13 protein-coding genes are annotated in these 15,039 nt (G+C 65.5%); 4 read left to right on the forward strand and 9 right to left on the reverse strand.

Annotation, left to right across the window (positions count from 1 at the left end):
- Positions 1-15 precede the first annotated feature (15 nt).
- Together MTX34_RS09615 and MTX34_RS09620 are read right to left on the reverse strand one after the other, a co-directional pair.
- Positions 16-756, reverse strand: a complete 741-nt coding sequence (locus tag MTX34_RS09615) for a GAF and ANTAR domain-containing protein (protein ID WP_243609263.1) — start codon at positions 754-756, stop codon at positions 16-18.
- A 101-nt stretch (positions 757-857) separates the two neighbouring features.
- The gene (locus MTX34_RS09620; protein WP_243609264.1) at positions 858-1,883 is read right to left on the reverse strand and encodes a putative zinc-binding metallopeptidase; all 1,026 of its coding nucleotides are present in this window, start codon (positions 1,881-1,883) and stop codon (positions 858-860) included.
- A 225-nt stretch (positions 1,884-2,108) separates the two neighbouring features.
- Between MTX34_RS09620 and nhaA the strand changes: the two genes are divergently transcribed.
- Positions 2,109-3,965 (forward strand): Na+/H+ antiporter NhaA, encoded by a 1,857-nt coding sequence (nhaA, locus tag MTX34_RS09625; protein WP_243609265.1) that lies wholly within the window; start codon positions 2,109-2,111, stop codon positions 3,963-3,965.
- A 90-nt stretch (positions 3,966-4,055) separates the two neighbouring features.
- On the opposite strand, the gene MTX34_RS09630 is transcribed toward nhaA, so the two are convergent.
- Both MTX34_RS09630 and MTX34_RS09635 read right to left on the reverse strand, forming a co-directional pair.
- The gene (locus MTX34_RS09630) at positions 4,056-5,141 is read right to left on the reverse strand and encodes a DNA polymerase domain-containing protein (protein WP_243609266.1); all 1,086 of its coding nucleotides are present in this window, start codon (positions 5,139-5,141) and stop codon (positions 4,056-4,058) included.
- Between the two features lie 2 nt (positions 5,142-5,143).
- Complete coding sequence (locus tag MTX34_RS09635; protein WP_243609267.1) at positions 5,144-6,193, reverse strand: ATP-dependent DNA ligase; 1,050 nt, start codon at positions 6,191-6,193, stop codon at positions 5,144-5,146.
- Positions 6,194-6,279: 86 nt separating this feature from the next.
- Between MTX34_RS09635 and MTX34_RS09640 the strand changes: the two genes are divergently transcribed.
- A complete protein-coding gene (locus MTX34_RS09640) occupies positions 6,280-6,870 on the forward strand; it encodes a hypothetical protein (RefSeq protein WP_243609268.1) in 591 nt (196 codons plus the stop codon).
- Positions 6,867-8,309: an MFS transporter gene (locus MTX34_RS09645; RefSeq protein ID WP_243609269.1), complete on the forward strand. Its 1,443-nt coding sequence runs from the start codon at positions 6,867-6,869 to the stop codon at positions 8,307-8,309. The genes MTX34_RS09640 and MTX34_RS09645 overlap by 4 nt, the downstream gene beginning before the upstream one ends.
- A gap of 17 nt (positions 8,310-8,326) precedes the next feature.
- Here the strand turns inward: MTX34_RS09645 and MTX34_RS09650 are convergent, their stop codons facing one another.
- The 5 genes from MTX34_RS09650 to MTX34_RS09670 form a co-directional block, all read right to left on the reverse strand.
- The gene (locus tag MTX34_RS09650) at positions 8,327-9,205 is read right to left on the reverse strand and encodes a universal stress protein (protein ID WP_243609270.1); all 879 of its coding nucleotides are present in this window, start codon (positions 9,203-9,205) and stop codon (positions 8,327-8,329) included.
- A 115-nt stretch (positions 9,206-9,320) separates the two neighbouring features.
- Positions 9,321-9,926: a hypothetical protein gene (locus MTX34_RS09655; RefSeq protein WP_243609271.1), complete on the reverse strand. Its 606-nt coding sequence runs from the start codon at positions 9,924-9,926 to the stop codon at positions 9,321-9,323.
- Between the two features lie 121 nt (positions 9,927-10,047).
- Complete coding sequence (locus tag MTX34_RS09660; RefSeq protein ID WP_243609272.1) at positions 10,048-10,896, reverse strand: hypothetical protein; 849 nt, start codon at positions 10,894-10,896, stop codon at positions 10,048-10,050.
- Positions 10,893-11,780 (reverse strand): universal stress protein, encoded by an 888-nt coding sequence (locus MTX34_RS09665; RefSeq protein WP_243596544.1) that lies wholly within the window; start codon positions 11,778-11,780, stop codon positions 10,893-10,895. Before MTX34_RS09665 ends, MTX34_RS09660 begins: the two co-directional genes overlap by 4 nt.
- A 142-nt stretch (positions 11,781-11,922) precedes the next feature.
- A complete protein-coding gene (locus MTX34_RS09670; protein WP_243609273.1) occupies positions 11,923-12,945 on the reverse strand; it encodes a nitroreductase family protein in 1,023 nt (340 codons plus the stop codon).
- Between the two features lie 249 nt (positions 12,946-13,194).
- Between MTX34_RS09670 and ilvD the strand changes: the two genes are divergently transcribed.
- Entirely contained in the window at positions 13,195-14,925 is a 1,731-nt protein-coding gene (gene ilvD / locus MTX34_RS09675; protein WP_243609274.1) for a dihydroxy-acid dehydratase, read from the forward strand.
- The last annotated feature ends 114 nt before the right edge of the window (positions 14,926-15,039 follow it).

Consider the following 15,039-nt stretch of genomic DNA (forward strand, 5'->3'; position numbering starts at 1 on the left):
TCCTGTCGACGGGTCTCAGTCGGTCGACTTCGCTGCGTCGATGACCAGCCTTTCGGCGAGGTCGGCGAGTTTGACGTTGGTGTCCTGAGACAGCTTGGCCAGCAAAGCAAATGCCGCTTGCGAGTTCAGGTTGTACCGCTCCATCAGCATGCCCTTGGCCTGACCGATCAGATCTCGGCTCGTCAACGCGGCCCGGATCTGCTGCTCCTCGCGTGCGGCGGAGAACGCGATGGCCGCGTGCGCAGCGAACAGCGAGCCGATCGACTCGGCCTCGGCAGTGAACGCGTTGGTACGGGTGGAATGCAGGTTCAGTGCGCCGAAGTTGACTCCCTCGACGTAGAGCTGGAAGCAGATCATGCTCTTGACCCCGAGCGCGGACGCCGCGTCGGCGAACAGTGGCCAGCGGGTGTCGCTGTCCATGTCGTCGATCCTGATGGTCGTCTGTTCGATCGCCGATTCGAGGCACGGTCCCTCGCCCAGCTGCTCCTGGATCTTGTCGCAGTGGCCGGCAGGTTCTCCTGACAGCGCCGCGCTGTGTACGAACTTGCCCTGCAGCACGGTGGTGATCGACGCGAACTCTGCATACGGCACATTGGCCACCGCGGTTTCGGTGATCGTGGCCAGAACTCGCTCGGGATCGGAATGCTGGCGCCGCAGCTTCTCCGCGACCTCGGCCAACCGTCGACTCAGCTCGTAATCGGTGACCGGCAGGCGAGTGCCCGTCGAATCCATTGTCTGCTCGCTGATGGTCGTCACCTCGTCCTGCTCCTGCACAGGGGGCGTACCCCGGCATCGGCGGTGTGCCGACAACACAGGATACGCCCCTGATGGCAAAGCTCAACGACCGTTAGCGGGCGTCAGAGGGTGCTGGGTGCAATCAGCGAGTGCACGTACCCGATCTTCTTCACGACGGTCGCCGGCAGCACGAACGGATAGAGGTCCTGGTGGCCCATCGAGCGGTTGATCTGGTTCAACGCCCACGACAACGGCAGCCACCAGTCGATGATCTGATCGAAGCCGACATCACCCGGCAGCGGGCTCTCCAGCGTCGAACCGGCCGGGGCCATGCCGAACGCAGCGGCCGTGTCGAGGGTGTCGCGAATGTGCAGGTAGTGCGCGAAGGTCTCGGCCCAGTCCTCGGCGGGGTGCATGGTGGCGTAGGACGAGACGTAGTTGTCTTCCCAGCCGTCGGGCGCACCTTCGCTGTAGTGGCGATCGAGAGCGTCCTGGTAGCTCGAATCGGGATCTCCGAACAGTTCCTCGAACGCCGCGCGATGTTCGCCGTTTCCGACCAACACCATCTGGTAGTAGTGGCCGATCTCGTGCCGGAAGTGTCCGACGAGCGTGCGGTACGGCTCCGACATCGCCACTCGTAGCTGCTCACGGTGCACGTCGTCGCCCTCGGCCAGATCCAGAGTGATCAGTCCGTTGTCGTGGCCGGTCATCACCTGCTGGTCGGCGCTGGAGAGTAGGTCGAACACCAGACCGGTCGTCTCGTCCTCGTCCCGACCGACGATGGGCAGTCCCAGTTCGGTGAGTTCGAGGACGACGCGACGCTTGTTGGTCTCGGCGTCGGCGTAGGCGGCCATCGCGTCCACGTCGTCGTCGGCGGGGCGAGTGCGGGTGAGCCGGCAGGAGACGCAGAGATCGTCGGTGTCGGTGGTGTCCACGAGCCAGTTGCACCGCGCAGTGTTGAGGTTGGCGCACATCTTCCACGTGGTGCCGTCCACCTCGGCCTCGGCGACACCGTCGTCCGCCTTGTCAGGGAGCACCAGCAGGGCTCTGCTCGGCAGATGGAAGCCGAGTGCACTCGAGCAGCTCAGACACAGTGAGTTCTCGAACGACAGCTTCTGTCCGCATTTGCGGCAGATGAAATCACGCATGGATGTTCCTTCGTGGCAGGGGTGAGTCGGACCGGTATTCCCGTTTTTGGCTGGACTAATGCCGTTCGTCGAATATGTCGTGCACATCTCTCTCGCCGTGCGGTGGGTTCGACAGCGCAATAACGTTACTCTGCGGGCCTGTCACCTGCGAGGAAGCAAACCGTCGACGCTCGCGTTGGTACAGACTGCTTCACAACCACTCTCCGAGAGGATCCGGGCCGGAAGATGGCAGATCAGATCACGCCGACGACTCGGCCGATGGCACGGTTCGTCGAACGGATCTCGCGGGCTCGCGGCGAGAAGAACAGCGAGACCCTGGCGGCAGGCTTTCTGCTCGCGGCGACACTGATCGCGCTGATCTGGGCCAACTCGCCCTTCGGCGAGACCTACCAATCGTTCTGGCACACCGAGCTGTCGGTCACCATCGGCGAGCACGGCATCTCCCTCGACCTCGCGCACTGGGTCAACGACGGACTCATGGCGTTGTTCTTCTTCGTCGTCGGTCTCGAGGTCAAGCGCGAGTTCGCGATGGGTGAGCTCACCGACCGATCCCGTGCCGCGATACCGATCGTCGCCGCCGTTGCCGGCCTGGCAGCACCGGCGTTGCTGTTCCTCGCCTTCAATCCGTCCGGCCCGGCCGCGCAGGCGTGGGGCGTCGTCATCTCCACCGACACCGCGTTCCTGCTCGGGGCACTCGCCGTCCTCGGACCGAAGAAGGCTGCGCGGCTGCGCATCTTCCTGCTCACCCTCGCGGTTGCGGACGATGTGGGTGCACTGGCGATCATCGCGTTCTTCTACACCGACAACCTCGACGTGGTGCCGTTGATGCTGGCGTTCGTCGGGCTCGGGCTGATCTTCCTGCTGCGCCGGCTCGAGGTGTGGCGCGGCGTCGGATACTTCGTGGTCGCCCTGTTCACGTGGGTTGCGATGTACGAGTCCGGAGTTCACCCCACCCTTGCCGGAGTGATGATCGCGCTGATCCTTCCGGTCTACCCGCCGCGCCGCACCGAGGTGGAACGCGCGTCGGACCTGACGCGCGCGTTTCGGCAGTCACCCAATCCCGAGTACGCCCGAGCGGCCCGCCTCGGACTCGATCGCGCGGTGTCGGTCAACGAACGTCTCATGCGGCTCTACCAGCCGTACACGGCGTTCATCATCGTGCCGATCTTCGCGCTCGCCAACGCCGGAGTGGTGCTGAGCTCGGACACTCTGAAAGCCGCATCGACCTCGACGCTCACCTGGGGCATCATCGCGGGCCTCGTCCTCGGCAAGCTCGTCGGAATCACCGCTGCCTCGGCCATATTCGCGAAACTGCGGCCGTCGTCCCTCGCCCCCGGACTGACGCTCTCGCATATCGCCGGTGGTGCGGCGATGTCCGGAATCGGGTTCACCATCTCGCTGTTCATCATCGACCTCGCCCTCGACGACGAGTTGCTCGCCGACGAGGCGCGCGTCGGCGTGCTGGCGGCATCGGTGATCGCCGCAGCGCTCGGTTGGATCCTGTTCCGCGTCGACGCGAAGATCCATCCCCCGAAAGCCGAAGCGTCCCTGCGTATTCTGCGTCCGGTCAGCGCGAAGCGCGATCACATCCGCGGTCCGGTGGACGCACCATTGACCATCGTGGAGTACGCGGATTTCGAATGCCCGTTCTGCAGCAAGGCCACCGGCAGCGTCGCCGAGGTACGCAAGCACTTCGGAGACGACCTGCGCTACGTCTACCGGCACCTGCCGCTCGACGACTACCACCCCCATGCTCGGTACGCCGCCTACGCCAGTGAAGCCGCGGCAGCGCAGGGCAAGTTCTGGGAGATGGCCGACGTGCTGTTCCGCAACAGTGACGCACTCGAACCCGACGACATCGACGGCTATGCACGCGAACTCGGCCTCGACATGAACAAATTCGAAGACGACATCCGCACCGGCGACCACGTCGTTCGCGTCGAGGACGACGAACTCGATGCATCGTCCTCGGATGTCGACGGCACGCCCACGTTCTACCTGGGACGCGGCGACAAGGACCTCATCCGACACGTCGGACCATACGATGCGGCCACGTTGATCAGGGAACTCGAATCCATGTGAGCGCGGGCAAGGCTGCACTGAACACGGCTGAATCGACGGGATCCCGTCGATGCGGCTCAGTAGTGTGCACTCCTGCCCGGGCCGAGCGAGCTAGCTTTCGGTGCGATTACCCTCCGCATCCCAGTGCTCGGCAACTTTTTTCGACGGCTGCACTCGTGGCGGTTCGCCCGGCATCTTGGGGTAGTCGGGCGGGAAGTTGAGTTCTCCGCCGGGCAGTGTTTCCCACAGGTGCAGAAGGGGTTCGAGAGCGTAGGCCTGTGAATCCATGTCGGCCCACGGATCGCCGTCCTGAATCAGCTCCGGCACTGTGACGAGGTTGAATTCACGTGGATCGGTGACGTCGGCCAACTGCGACCACGTCAGCGGAGTACTGACCGGCGCGCCCGGCCGAGCCCGCAGACTCCACGCGCTGGCGATGGTTCGGTCCCGGTTGTTCTGGTTGTAGTCGATGAAAATGCGTTCTCCGCGTTCCTCTTTCCACCAGTTGGTGGTCACCCCGTCGTCGCGGCGTTCGAGTTCACGGCCCAGACCGATGGCCGCGTGGCGCACCTGCTCGAAGGTGTATTTCGGCTCGATGCGAACGTAAATGTGGATCCCTCGATTACCGCTCGTCTTCGGGTAGCCGCGTAAGCCCAACTCTTCCAAGAGCTCTCGGGTCACGTCGGCCACTCGCAGGGCGTCCGCGAACGTGGTGCCCGGCTGTGGATCGAGGTCGAGACGCAACTCGTCGGGATGGTCCACCTCCGGTCGACGTACCGGCCACGGGTGAAACGTCAGCGTGCCCATCTGCGCCGCCCACACCAGCGCAGCCGATTCCGAGGGACACAGCTCCTCGGCGGTGCGCTTGCTGGGGAACGCGATCTTCACCGTCTCGATCCACTCGGGCGCACCCTTGGGCAACCGCTTCTGATAGAAGCCGTCACCCTCCTTGTCCTGGGGGCCGAGCGCCAATCTCATGCCCTCGCGATAGCCGTCGGGCCATCGTTCCATCGCGGTCGGGCGGTCTCCGATCGCCCGCATCAGTGGCTCCCCGACGGCCGCGAAGTACTCGCACACCTGCAGTTTGGTGATCTCCGGAGTGCGTTCCGTCGCCTCGTAGATCACGCGATCGGGACTCGACACTCGCACGTCGCGCTCGCCGGCCTGCACGAACGCCGGTGGTGTTTTCGCGGCCACGGCTATCGTCCCCCGGCAATGACGTCGGCGACGTCGTAGCGCACCGGAACCTCGAGCTGGTCGTAAGCACACGAGCGCGGATCACGATCGGGTCGCCACCGCAGGAAGCGCGCCACGTGCCGCAGCCGTGCCCCTTCCATCTGGTCGTAGGCCACCTCGATGACCCGCTCGATGCGCACCGGGATCCAGTTGCGGTCGTTCGACGAATTCCAGCGGGTCGCTTCGCCGTCGTACGTGACGTCGTCGCCGAGTCGGAGCGGTTCGAGTTCTTCGAGCAATTCCAACCGGCGCTTGTCGGTGAATGCCGACGCACCGCCGATCATGCGCAGATCGTCACCGTCGTAGAGGCCGAGCAGCAGCGATCCGATCCCGTTACCGGACTTGTGAATTCGATAGCCGATCAATACGCAGTCGGCGGTACGCGCATGCTTGATCTTGATCATCTCGCGCTTGTTGGGCAGATAGACCCCGTCGAGTCTCTTGGCCACCACACCGTCGAGTCCGGCACCCTCGAACCGCTCGAACCAATCCTCGGCCACCGCAGCGTCGTCGGTGGCGGAGGTGACGAAACAGCTCGGCCCGCCCGCGCCGACCGCGTCGAGCAATCTCGCCCGCCGCGTCGAGAACGGCTCGCTCGTCAGGTCCTCGTCGCCGACGGCCAACAGGTCGAAGCCGATGAACTGCGCCGGAGTCTTCTCCGCAAGCATCGTCACCCGACTCGCCGCGGGGTGAATTCTTTCCGACAGCGATTCCCAATCGAGACGAGTGGAACCGTCCTTCTCGCGCGGCACGACGATTTCACCGTCGACGACGATCTTCTCGGGCAGCTCGGATTTGATCGCCTCCACCAACTCCGGGAAATAGCGGGCCAGGTCCTTGCCGCCGCGGGACCCTAGCACCACCTCGTCTCCGTCACGGAAGACGATGGCCCTGAATCCGTCCCATTTCGGCTCGTACGACCACACAGCCGGCCCGTCCTCGGGCTGCGCGGGCACCACTTTCGCGGCTTTGGCGAGCATCGGTGCGACCGGCACGGCAAGAGGAAGATCCACGCAGTTCATCCTGCCTCATGCGGCCGACAAGCGAGTCGGATATTTTCTAGACGAACACGGTCGAACCTACGAGGGCAGGACTCACCATGGCGTCATCCAGTCGTTCGGTCCGCGCTCTCGTTCTCGCGCTGTTCGGGTGCGCAACCCTGATGCTCGGCGGGTGCGCGTCGGAGGTGTCCGGCACCGCGGTCGCGATCTCCGGCGCGACCATTCCGGCCACCAGCCCTCCCACCACCGCACCGCCCACCGACATCGACGACGGCGGCAGTGTCGACATCGACGTGGAGGTAGGTGAGTGCGTCACCCTGGGCGGCACCGTCGACGAGGCGGCCATCGCCAATGCGACCTGCGGATCTGCGCAGTCCAACTACGTTGTCTTCGCCAAGACGCCGACCTCGGCCGAGTGCCCCGAGGACGCCGATCAGTACTACTACGAGACCTACTTCGACATCGAACAGGGAGCCCTGTGTCTGGACATCGACTGGCAGGTCGGCGGATGCATGGACCTCGTCGGTGAATTCGCTCAGCGGGTCGACTGCGCCACTCCCGGTGCCGACACCCGCCGCGTCGTGACCATCCTCGAGGGCACCTCGTCCGTCGACGACTGCCCCGATCCGGCGCTCTACGGATTCGAGAAGGACTCGCGCAACTTCGTCGTCTGCGTCGAACAGTTGTGACCACTACCGACATCTCGCTGTCCAGCGCGCGGGGACGGTGGATCGTCGCAGCCACGGTGCTCGGCTCGGCTCTGGCGATGCTCGACGCCACCGTGGTCAACATCGCGCTCCCCGCGATCGGTCGCGATCTCGGTTCCGGCGTCACCGGCCTGCAGTGGACGGTGAGCGGCTACACCTTGACGCTGGCGTCGCTGATTCTGCTGGGCGGATCCCTCGGCGACCGGCTGGGGCGCAGACGGGTGTTCGTCTGGGGCACGGTCTGGTTCGCGGCCGCCTCGGTGCTGTGCGGACTGGCTCCGAGTATCGAGGTGCTGATCGCGGCGAGACTTCTTCAGGGCGTCGGCGCGGCGTTGCTGACACCAGGGTCTCTCGCGTTGATCTCGGCGTCGATCAAGGCCGAGGATCGAGGGGCTGCAATCGGTCTGTGGTCGGGGCTGGGCGGCGTCGCGTCGGCGATCGGTCCGCTGCTCGGGGGATGGCTGGTCGACGCCGTCGGGTGGCGATCGGTGTTTCTGATCAACGTCCCGCTCGCAGTCGTGGTCGTGTGGGTGGCGGCGAAACATGTTCCGGAGAGCCGGGATCCGCACGCATCCGGCCGACTCGACGTATCGGGCGCGGTGACGGTGGCCGCCGCACTCGGTCTGCTCACGTACGGCCTCATCGAGTCCCACGTTCTGCCGCTGGTTCTCGGTATCGCGGCCGTCGCACTGTTCGTCGTGATCGAGCGGCGCTCGCACGATCCTCTGGTACCACCATCGCTGTTCGCGTCGCGAGTGTTCCTGGCGGCAAACCTCGTGACGTTCGCCGTGTACGCGGCCCTGGGCGGAGTGTTCTTCCTGCTGGTGTTGCAGTTGCAGTTCGCCGTGGGCTACTCACCCATCGCGGCCGGGGTGGCCACGCTGCCGATCACCGCTCTCATGCTCGTCCTGTCCGCCCGTGCGGGGCGAATCGCAGGACGCATCGGACCTCGTGTTCCGATGACCGTCGGACCACTGCTGTCGGCGCTTGGCCTGTTGCTGATGTTGCGCATCGGGCCCGGATCCACCTATGTCACAGACGTTCTGCCTGCGGTTCTCGTCTTCGGGCTCGGCCTGTCCGCTCTGGTGGCCCCGCTGACCGGAGCGGTACTGGGTGCGGTGTCCACCGATCGCGCCGGAATCGCGTCGGGCGTCAACAACGCGGTGGCCCGCACCAGTCAGCTGCTCGCCGTGGCTGCCCTACCGGCGCTCGCCGGTATCGCAGGCTCCGATTACTCTGCGCCGGAGGTGTTCTCGGACGGATTTCACACCGCGATGCTGCTGTGTGCCGGACTGCTGGTGATCGGTTCCGTCATTGCCGCAGTACTGATTCGCGGAACCGGCCAGGACGCGTCGAACTGCCCACCGCACTGCGATATCGGCTCACCGCCGATGGCACCGCGGAGCAAGGACCAGGACTGAGCGCTCATCGCACTGGGTCATCGCACGATGAGTACCGAGCAGTCGGCGTGGTGGACGAGGTTCTGACTGACCGATCCCAGAATCGTTCCGAGGAATGCACCCCGGCCTCGGCAGCCGACCACGATCATCGATGCCGACGCGGACATCGCACGCAGGCCTCGCGTCGGGCTCGACTGCGAGCTCACAGTACTCAGTGCCACATCCGGGTACTTCTCGTGCACGGTCTCCACATGCCTGTCGAGCCAATGCTGTTCGTGAGCCCGAATACTCACCCAATCGACATCCTCGAATCCTGTTCCCAGACCTGCCTGAGCGGCGAATCCCCAGTAGTTCACGGCGACCACCGGCGCGCCGAGGGTGTGCGCGATCTCGAGTGCGGCCCCGAGTGCCCGATCCGACTGCTCACTTCCGTCGACCCCCACCACGATCGGGCGTGCAGGGTCGGCACTGTCGACGGCGGTACGCATGAGCAGCACCGGGCACTGGGCATGCGTCACGACTCGGAGCGTGTTGCTGCCGAGAGTCAGGTCTCGCAGTGCGCTCGACTTCCTCGATCCCAGCACCACCAGTTCCGCGCCGGCATTCGACACGTACGAGGCGATGGTTCCATCGGCGGTCACGGTCTCGACGGGCACCTCGGGCGCTGCGTCGTGAATCGCCGCCTCGGCGCGAGCGAGATGCTTGCGACCGATCGCGCGCAGGTCCCTTTCCAGCGCACCGCCGTCGACGAACGCCGCCGATCCGTACCAATCCCCCTCGGGGACTGCATGAACCAGACGCACGGGTGCGCGCACCTTCGCCGCATAGGCCGCCGCCCATTGCGCCGCGGCATCGGCCTCGCTGGAGCCGTCGATGCCCACCAGGATGGGAAGTATGCGGTCGGTGGAATTGCTCATGATTCTTCCTCGTCTCGTGGTCGACTGTCCGTGCAGTCGAATCGAATCGACCGTAGATCTGCAGCCGCGTCCACCTTCAGAGCACTTGGTCCATCATCGAGATGGCCGAGGTCCCTCATGTCGAGTCTCCCTTGGTTCGACCACGTTCGGTCTCGAACTTCAGCCAGTCGCGGTCCCACTGACGCATTCGCGCACGCCAACCGAAATACCTCGTCGCCTGGAGCGCGACGACAACAACGACTGTGCAGGCCACCCAGAACCCAACGGCTGCACTGATTCCCAAGACAGCGTTCGAGGTGGAGGACGGCGGCTCTGCAACCCGCCTGCCCTCGGAATCGACTCGCACCGGAACTGTTGCCCCCTGTTCGGCTTCGTCCGGAACTCGAACCTCGTCGCTGTGCCGCTGTCCCGGTGGCCACTCCCAGGCGACCGTTGCGTAGTGCTCGGTCGGATCGAAGACTGCACTCTCTTCCGATCGCAGCGTCGGTTCACTCGTCACCAGGGCATCGATCTGCTGGGTGGTGGCCCGCGTTCGGGCCGACGCGGCATCGAGATCGGCGTACGTGAGCGATCCGAGCAGCGCGGAGAACGGGACGAGTCCCAGAATCACCGCCAGCCCACACGCAAGAACGAGGGCGGAGGTTCGATCACGGCCTCGCATCAGGGGATTGGTACTCCACGGTGCCAGGTGCCACCAGCGAGCGACATCGAATCCGAACACCGCAACCACCCACTCTCGGAGAATCGTGCGTCCTTCGAGTGTGTCGCAGCGGACGAGGGGCGCACCAGGGCACAAGGTAATGAACAGCAGGTCATGAAACAGCAGGTCATGAACGGCAAGCTCAGCGAAAGAGGGCCGATACCTCGTCGAGATCGGCGTCGGTGCGACGACCACTCGCATCCAGTTCGACGTAGAAAGTGTCGTAGCCTCGGGGATCTGCCCCGTGCTCACCGGTGCTGCGCCGCTCGAACACTCGCGCATTCGGCCATCGAGAGCGCACTGCCGTTCCGAGGATGTGCCCGTCCGGTGAGACCCCGCCGATCGGTCCGTACTCCGCGATCATCACGGCATGAACCACTGCCCCGATCGAGGCGGTGGTCACCGGAAAGACTCTCGGCCCCCGAGCCGTCGGGATGTCGACCGTGATGGAATCGGACGCCAACACTGTCGCCACCGGTGCCTGCGCTGTCTCGTTGTCGGTCATCGTCATGGCCCTCCGTTGTGCGGCGTTCGATTCCGGGTGAGTGTTGCGGCGAGGGCATGTCAGTTCGACGCCCGAGACCGACGTCGGGGTCACCTCGACCAGTCGGTGCATCGGTGGTTCGTCCGAATGCGGCTGCGGCAGAGCCTGTTCGATAATCTCGCTTCGCCCGCCCGGGGCGGCACGCGCGATACCGTGGACGACGACGGTGGAGACTGTTCCGCGAACGGAATCCTCGGCGTCGAATTCCAGCACGACCGACGAGTCGAGCATGCTGCGCCCCAACTGCGACCGTCCCGCTGCGTAGAAGTACACCCGACTCCCGATCCAGATGCAGGGCACGACGTCGACGGTCGGGCCGAAGTGGTCGTGGCCGATCGACCGAGCCATCGGCGCGTTTCGTGCGAGTCGGCCGGCGGTGCTCGCGTCGAGGATGCGTCGACGTTCTTCGCTGTGGTGCACACGATTCGGAACCGTCCGGTTGGTCATCGGTCCCTGCAGATCATCACGGGGCAGTGCGCGCGCCGGGTGAGGTTGCTACTGGTCGACCCGAACAGTGCACTGGCCACCACACCTCGCCCGTGGCTGCCGACCACCACGATGCCGGCCCGTGTGGATTGCTCTATCAGTAGGTGTGCCGGGTTGCCCAGCTGCACAACGTGTTCAACGGTGACGTCTGGATATTTTTCGCTCCACCCGGCGAGGCACTCGGACAGCAACAACTGCTGCTCGCGCTCTATCTCGGCATCGTCCGGCGATCCGGGCAGGGACAGAGCGGCACCCTGGGACAACGAGCTCCAGGCATGTGCGGCGATCATCGGCACCGCGAGGAGCGAGGCCAGCTCGAACGCGTGCTCGACCGCCGCCTCACTCGTCGCACTGCCGTCGATACCGACGAGAATCGGTGCGTCGACGGTGTCGATTCCTTCCCGCCACACGATCACCGGACACCACGCCGAGGTCGCGGTCTTCTGTGCCGTGCTCCCGAACAACGCAGACACGATGGGCCCTGAACCGGCATTACCGACGACCAGCATGCGCGCGGTGCGAGAGAGCTCGACCATCATGTCGCATGCAGGCACCTCCGCGACCGAGGTGGTCACCGCGATGTGCGGATGCCGCGCCAGCACTGCCGTAGCGACGTCGGTGACGATGCGTTCGGCCGCCCGACGCTGCTCGTCCCAGATGTCGGCGGGAACGACCGATGCGGACTCGCCCAAGTAGAACGTTGGATGCTGTACCGCCCCGGCGATGTGCAGCGGAGAAGTCAACCGCTCGGCCAGGGTTGCCGCCCAGAGTGCGGCACCGACGCTGCTCGGCGAACCGTCAACGCCCACAACGATGTTCTGATGATGTGCGAGAACCACGGTCATCTCCTGTCCTCGGTCTGAGACGAGCCACACGGTCGGGCCCGTCGACGGTCATCCGTTGTCGGATGCTCACTTCCCATTGGACAACTCGACTACAGCCGCGCCACAGAGCCTTTGGTCCCCAGTTCCGGTTCCTGGTCCCCGATCAGCGCAGGGTCGTTCTGCGCGATCCCCGTGCCGTACTTCGGGCGGCCACCGACAGCACCGACGACACCGCTCTACGCGGAGTCGGGGCGAGAGGCGAGCCGATGGCAGGCGCACCGATCCGAATCAGCACCTGCGGCACACCCTGTCCCGGGGCCAACGACTCGACCAGGCGGCGACTACCGGACTGCTCGGTCATGTGAGTCAGTGGGCAGGTCGCCAGCCCGTCGGCGGTTGCGGCCAGCAGGAAGGCGGACATTGCGCGCCCGCACTGCAACCAGTCCAGACGCTCGTCCGACGCGGTACCGAGCAGCACCACCGTGGACTCGTCGGTCGTCGGCTCTCGTGTTTCCGTCCTGCCCGCTCGGTGCGGTTCGGGGAATTCACGGCCCACCTGCACCCTCGAGGACTCCGCGCGATCGGTGAGGGCCTCGGGCGGAATTCCTCCCGATCGGAACGAGTGTCCGGCCCACCACCTGATCTCGGCCTGATACGTCGCGTCGTACTTGCGAACGCTCGCGCTCAACTTCGATGCCGCGGCCAGCGTCTCCTTGGATTCGTCCGACAGGAACGTGACTCGAATGTCGTCGCCTGCGTCGATCCGCCCGACGTACCGGGCCGGAATCCGGTTGTCGGGCACCGGGCCGAACGCCCGACGATCCGAGTGGCGGCGGTTGATCGCAGCCAGCAGGTCGAACTCGTGTGATCGAGGGTGCGCGTCGTGGGACAGTCGGACGCGCGCGAGATGGTCCGGCGCACCGGGCGTCGGCATCAGGTCGACGTCGGTGGTCCATCGAAAGGCCGCGGCTGCCGTACACAGATGGTCCAGCGCTGCCCCACAGCTGAGCACCATCTGCCGCTCGGTGGGATCTATCGCGCCGAGCAGTCGGGATCGGTCGGTGTACAGATCGAGTCCGTGTTCGGAGTGAACCCACCGCCACGGCTGACTGTTGTGCACCGACGGAGCGCGGCAGGCGAGCTCCACCAACATCTCCGTCACGGCCGAATCCGGCTGATCGTTCATCGTCTCTCCTCGACCTCCCACCGCGGGGCGGTGACTGTGCCATCCACTGTCGGCCCGCGTCGGCGCTGTGGGACAGGGCCGATGGTCACTGCAAGGAGGGCACTTGTGGTGTAGAAACCCGGCCGAGGGTCAACCGCAGTGGCGATGCGCCGAATCCACGGGTTTAGTGTTGACGGTGAATGCGACCTCAGGAGCGGAACCTCCAGGACGCGACCGAGGATCCACATCCGCCGACCGCTCAGGAGCGTCATGACGACCCCGCAGAATCCCCCAGAAGAGCAGATCACCGCAGACGTCGACGTCAAGCCACGCAGTCGCGACGTCACAGACGGGCTGGAGAAGACCGCCGCCCGCGGCATGCTGCGCGCCGTCGGAATGGGCGACGACGACTGGGGCAAGTCCCAGATCGGCGTTGCGTCGTCGTGGAACGAGATCACCCCGTGCAATCTCTCGCTCGAACGGCTGGCGAAAGCCGTCAAGAAGGGCGTCCACGCTGCCGGCGGTTACCCGCTGGAATTCGGCACCATTTCGGTGTCCGACGGCATCTCGATGGGGCACGAGGGCATGCACTTCTCGTTGGTCTCACGTGAGGTGATCGCCGACAGCGTCGAGACCGTCGTCAGCGCAGAACGTCTCGACGGTTCCGTCCTGCTCGCCGGTTGCGACAAGTCGCTGCCCGGAATGCTCATGGCCGCAGCGCGTCTGGATCTGGCGAGCGTCTTCCTCTACGCCGGCTCCACCCTGCCCGGCTTCGCGACCCTGTCCGACGGCAGCGAGCATCAGGTGACGATCATCGACGCCTTCGAGGCCGTCGGTGCGTGTTCGCGCGGATTGATGTCCCGGGCCGACGTCGACACCATCGAACGCGCCATCTGCCCAGGCGAGGGTGCCTGCGGCGGAATGTACACCGCCAACACGATGGCCAGCGCAGCAGAGGCCATGGGAATGTCGTTGCCCGGCAGCGCATCTCCTCCCGCTCCCGATCGCCGCCGCGATGGATTCGCACACGCCAGTGGCGAGGCCGTCGTCGATCTCTTGCGACGCGGCATCCGCACCAGCGACATCCTCACCAAGGAAGCGTTCGAGAACGCCATCGCCGTCGTCATGGCCTTCGGTGGTTCGACCAACGCCGTGCTGCACCTGCTCGCCATCGCCCACGAGGCACAGGTGGACCTGACCCTCGCCGACTTCACCCGCGTCGGCGCGAAGGTGCCGCACCTGGCCGACGTCAAGCCCTTCGGCAAGCACGTCATGACCGACGTCGACGCGATCGGCGGAGTGCCGGTGGTCATGAAGGCCCTGCTCGACGCCGGCCTCATGCACGGCGACTGCATGACGGTGACCGGAAAGACCGTCGCGCAGAACCTCGCTCACATCGCACCGCCGGACCCCGACGGCAAGGTGCTGCGCGCACTCGACAAGCCGATCCACCCGACAGGCGGCATCACCATCCTCGAAGGCTCACTCGCCCCGGGCGGAGCGGTCGTCAAGTCCGCAGGCTTCGACTCCGATGTGTTCGTCGGCACGGCACGGGTTTTCGAGCGTGAACGCGCAGCCATGGATGCTCTCGAAGACGGCACCATCGCAGCCGGAGACGTCGTGGTCATCCGCTACGAAGGTCCCAAGGGCGGGCCGGGAATGCGCGAGATGCTCGCGATCACCGGTGCCATCAAGGGCGCGGGACTCGGCAAGGACGTCCTGCTGCTCACCGACGGCCGATTCTCCGGCGGCACCACCGGCCTGTGCGTCGGGCACGTGGCACCCGAGGCAGTCGACGGCGGACCGATCGCCTTCGTCCGCGATGGTGACCAGATCCGACTCGACGTCGGCAAGGGCACCCTCGACCTGCTCGTCGACGCAGCCGAACTGGACTCCCGCGCACAGGGCTGGGCCCCACTGCCGCCGCGCTACACCCGCGGAGTGTTGGCCAAGTACTCCAAGCTGGTCGGTTCGGCATCGAACGGTGCGGTGCTGATCTAGCACCACCCCCTGCTCCCCACCCCACCCCCTGCCGCGTCAATGGACCATTGCATACGTCTCGGCGGTGCAGCGGTCCATTCACGCAAGAACACCGTGCGCGTGAATGTCACCCTG

It is taken from the genome of Rhodococcus sp. ARC_M5 (assembly GCF_022810405.1).
GTDB classification, from domain to species: domain Bacteria; phylum Actinomycetota; class Actinomycetes; order Mycobacteriales; family Mycobacteriaceae; genus Rhodococcoides; species Rhodococcoides navarretei.

Excerpts from the sequence above, each read along its gene's own strand:
- MTX34_RS09660 (WP_243609272.1), bottom strand. The coding sequence starts at position 10,896 with ATGACCAACCGGACGGTTCCGAATCGTGTGCACCACAGCGAAGAACGT.
- nhaA (WP_243609265.1), top strand. The coding sequence starts at position 2,109 with ATGGCAGATCAGATCACGCCGACGACTCGGCCGATGGCACGGTTCGTC.
- MTX34_RS09640 (WP_243609268.1), top strand. The coding sequence starts at position 6,280 with ATGGCGTCATCCAGTCGTTCGGTCCGCGCTCTCGTTCTCGCGCTGTTC.
- MTX34_RS09665 (WP_243596544.1), bottom strand. The coding sequence starts at position 11,780 with ATGACCGTGGTTCTCGCACATCATCAGAACATCGTTGTGGGCGTTGAC.
- ilvD (WP_243609274.1), top strand. The coding sequence starts at position 13,195 with ATGACGACCCCGCAGAATCCCCCAGAAGAGCAGATCACCGCAGACGTC.
- MTX34_RS09650 (WP_243609270.1), bottom strand. The coding sequence starts at position 9,205 with ATGAGCAATTCCACCGACCGCATACTTCCCATCCTGGTGGGCATCGAC.
- MTX34_RS09620 (WP_243609264.1), bottom strand. The coding sequence starts at position 1,883 with ATGCGTGATTTCATCTGCCGCAAATGCGGACAGAAGCTGTCGTTCGAG.
- MTX34_RS09670 (WP_243609273.1), bottom strand. The coding sequence starts at position 12,945 with ATGAACGATCAGCCGGATTCGGCCGTGACGGAGATGTTGGTGGAGCTC.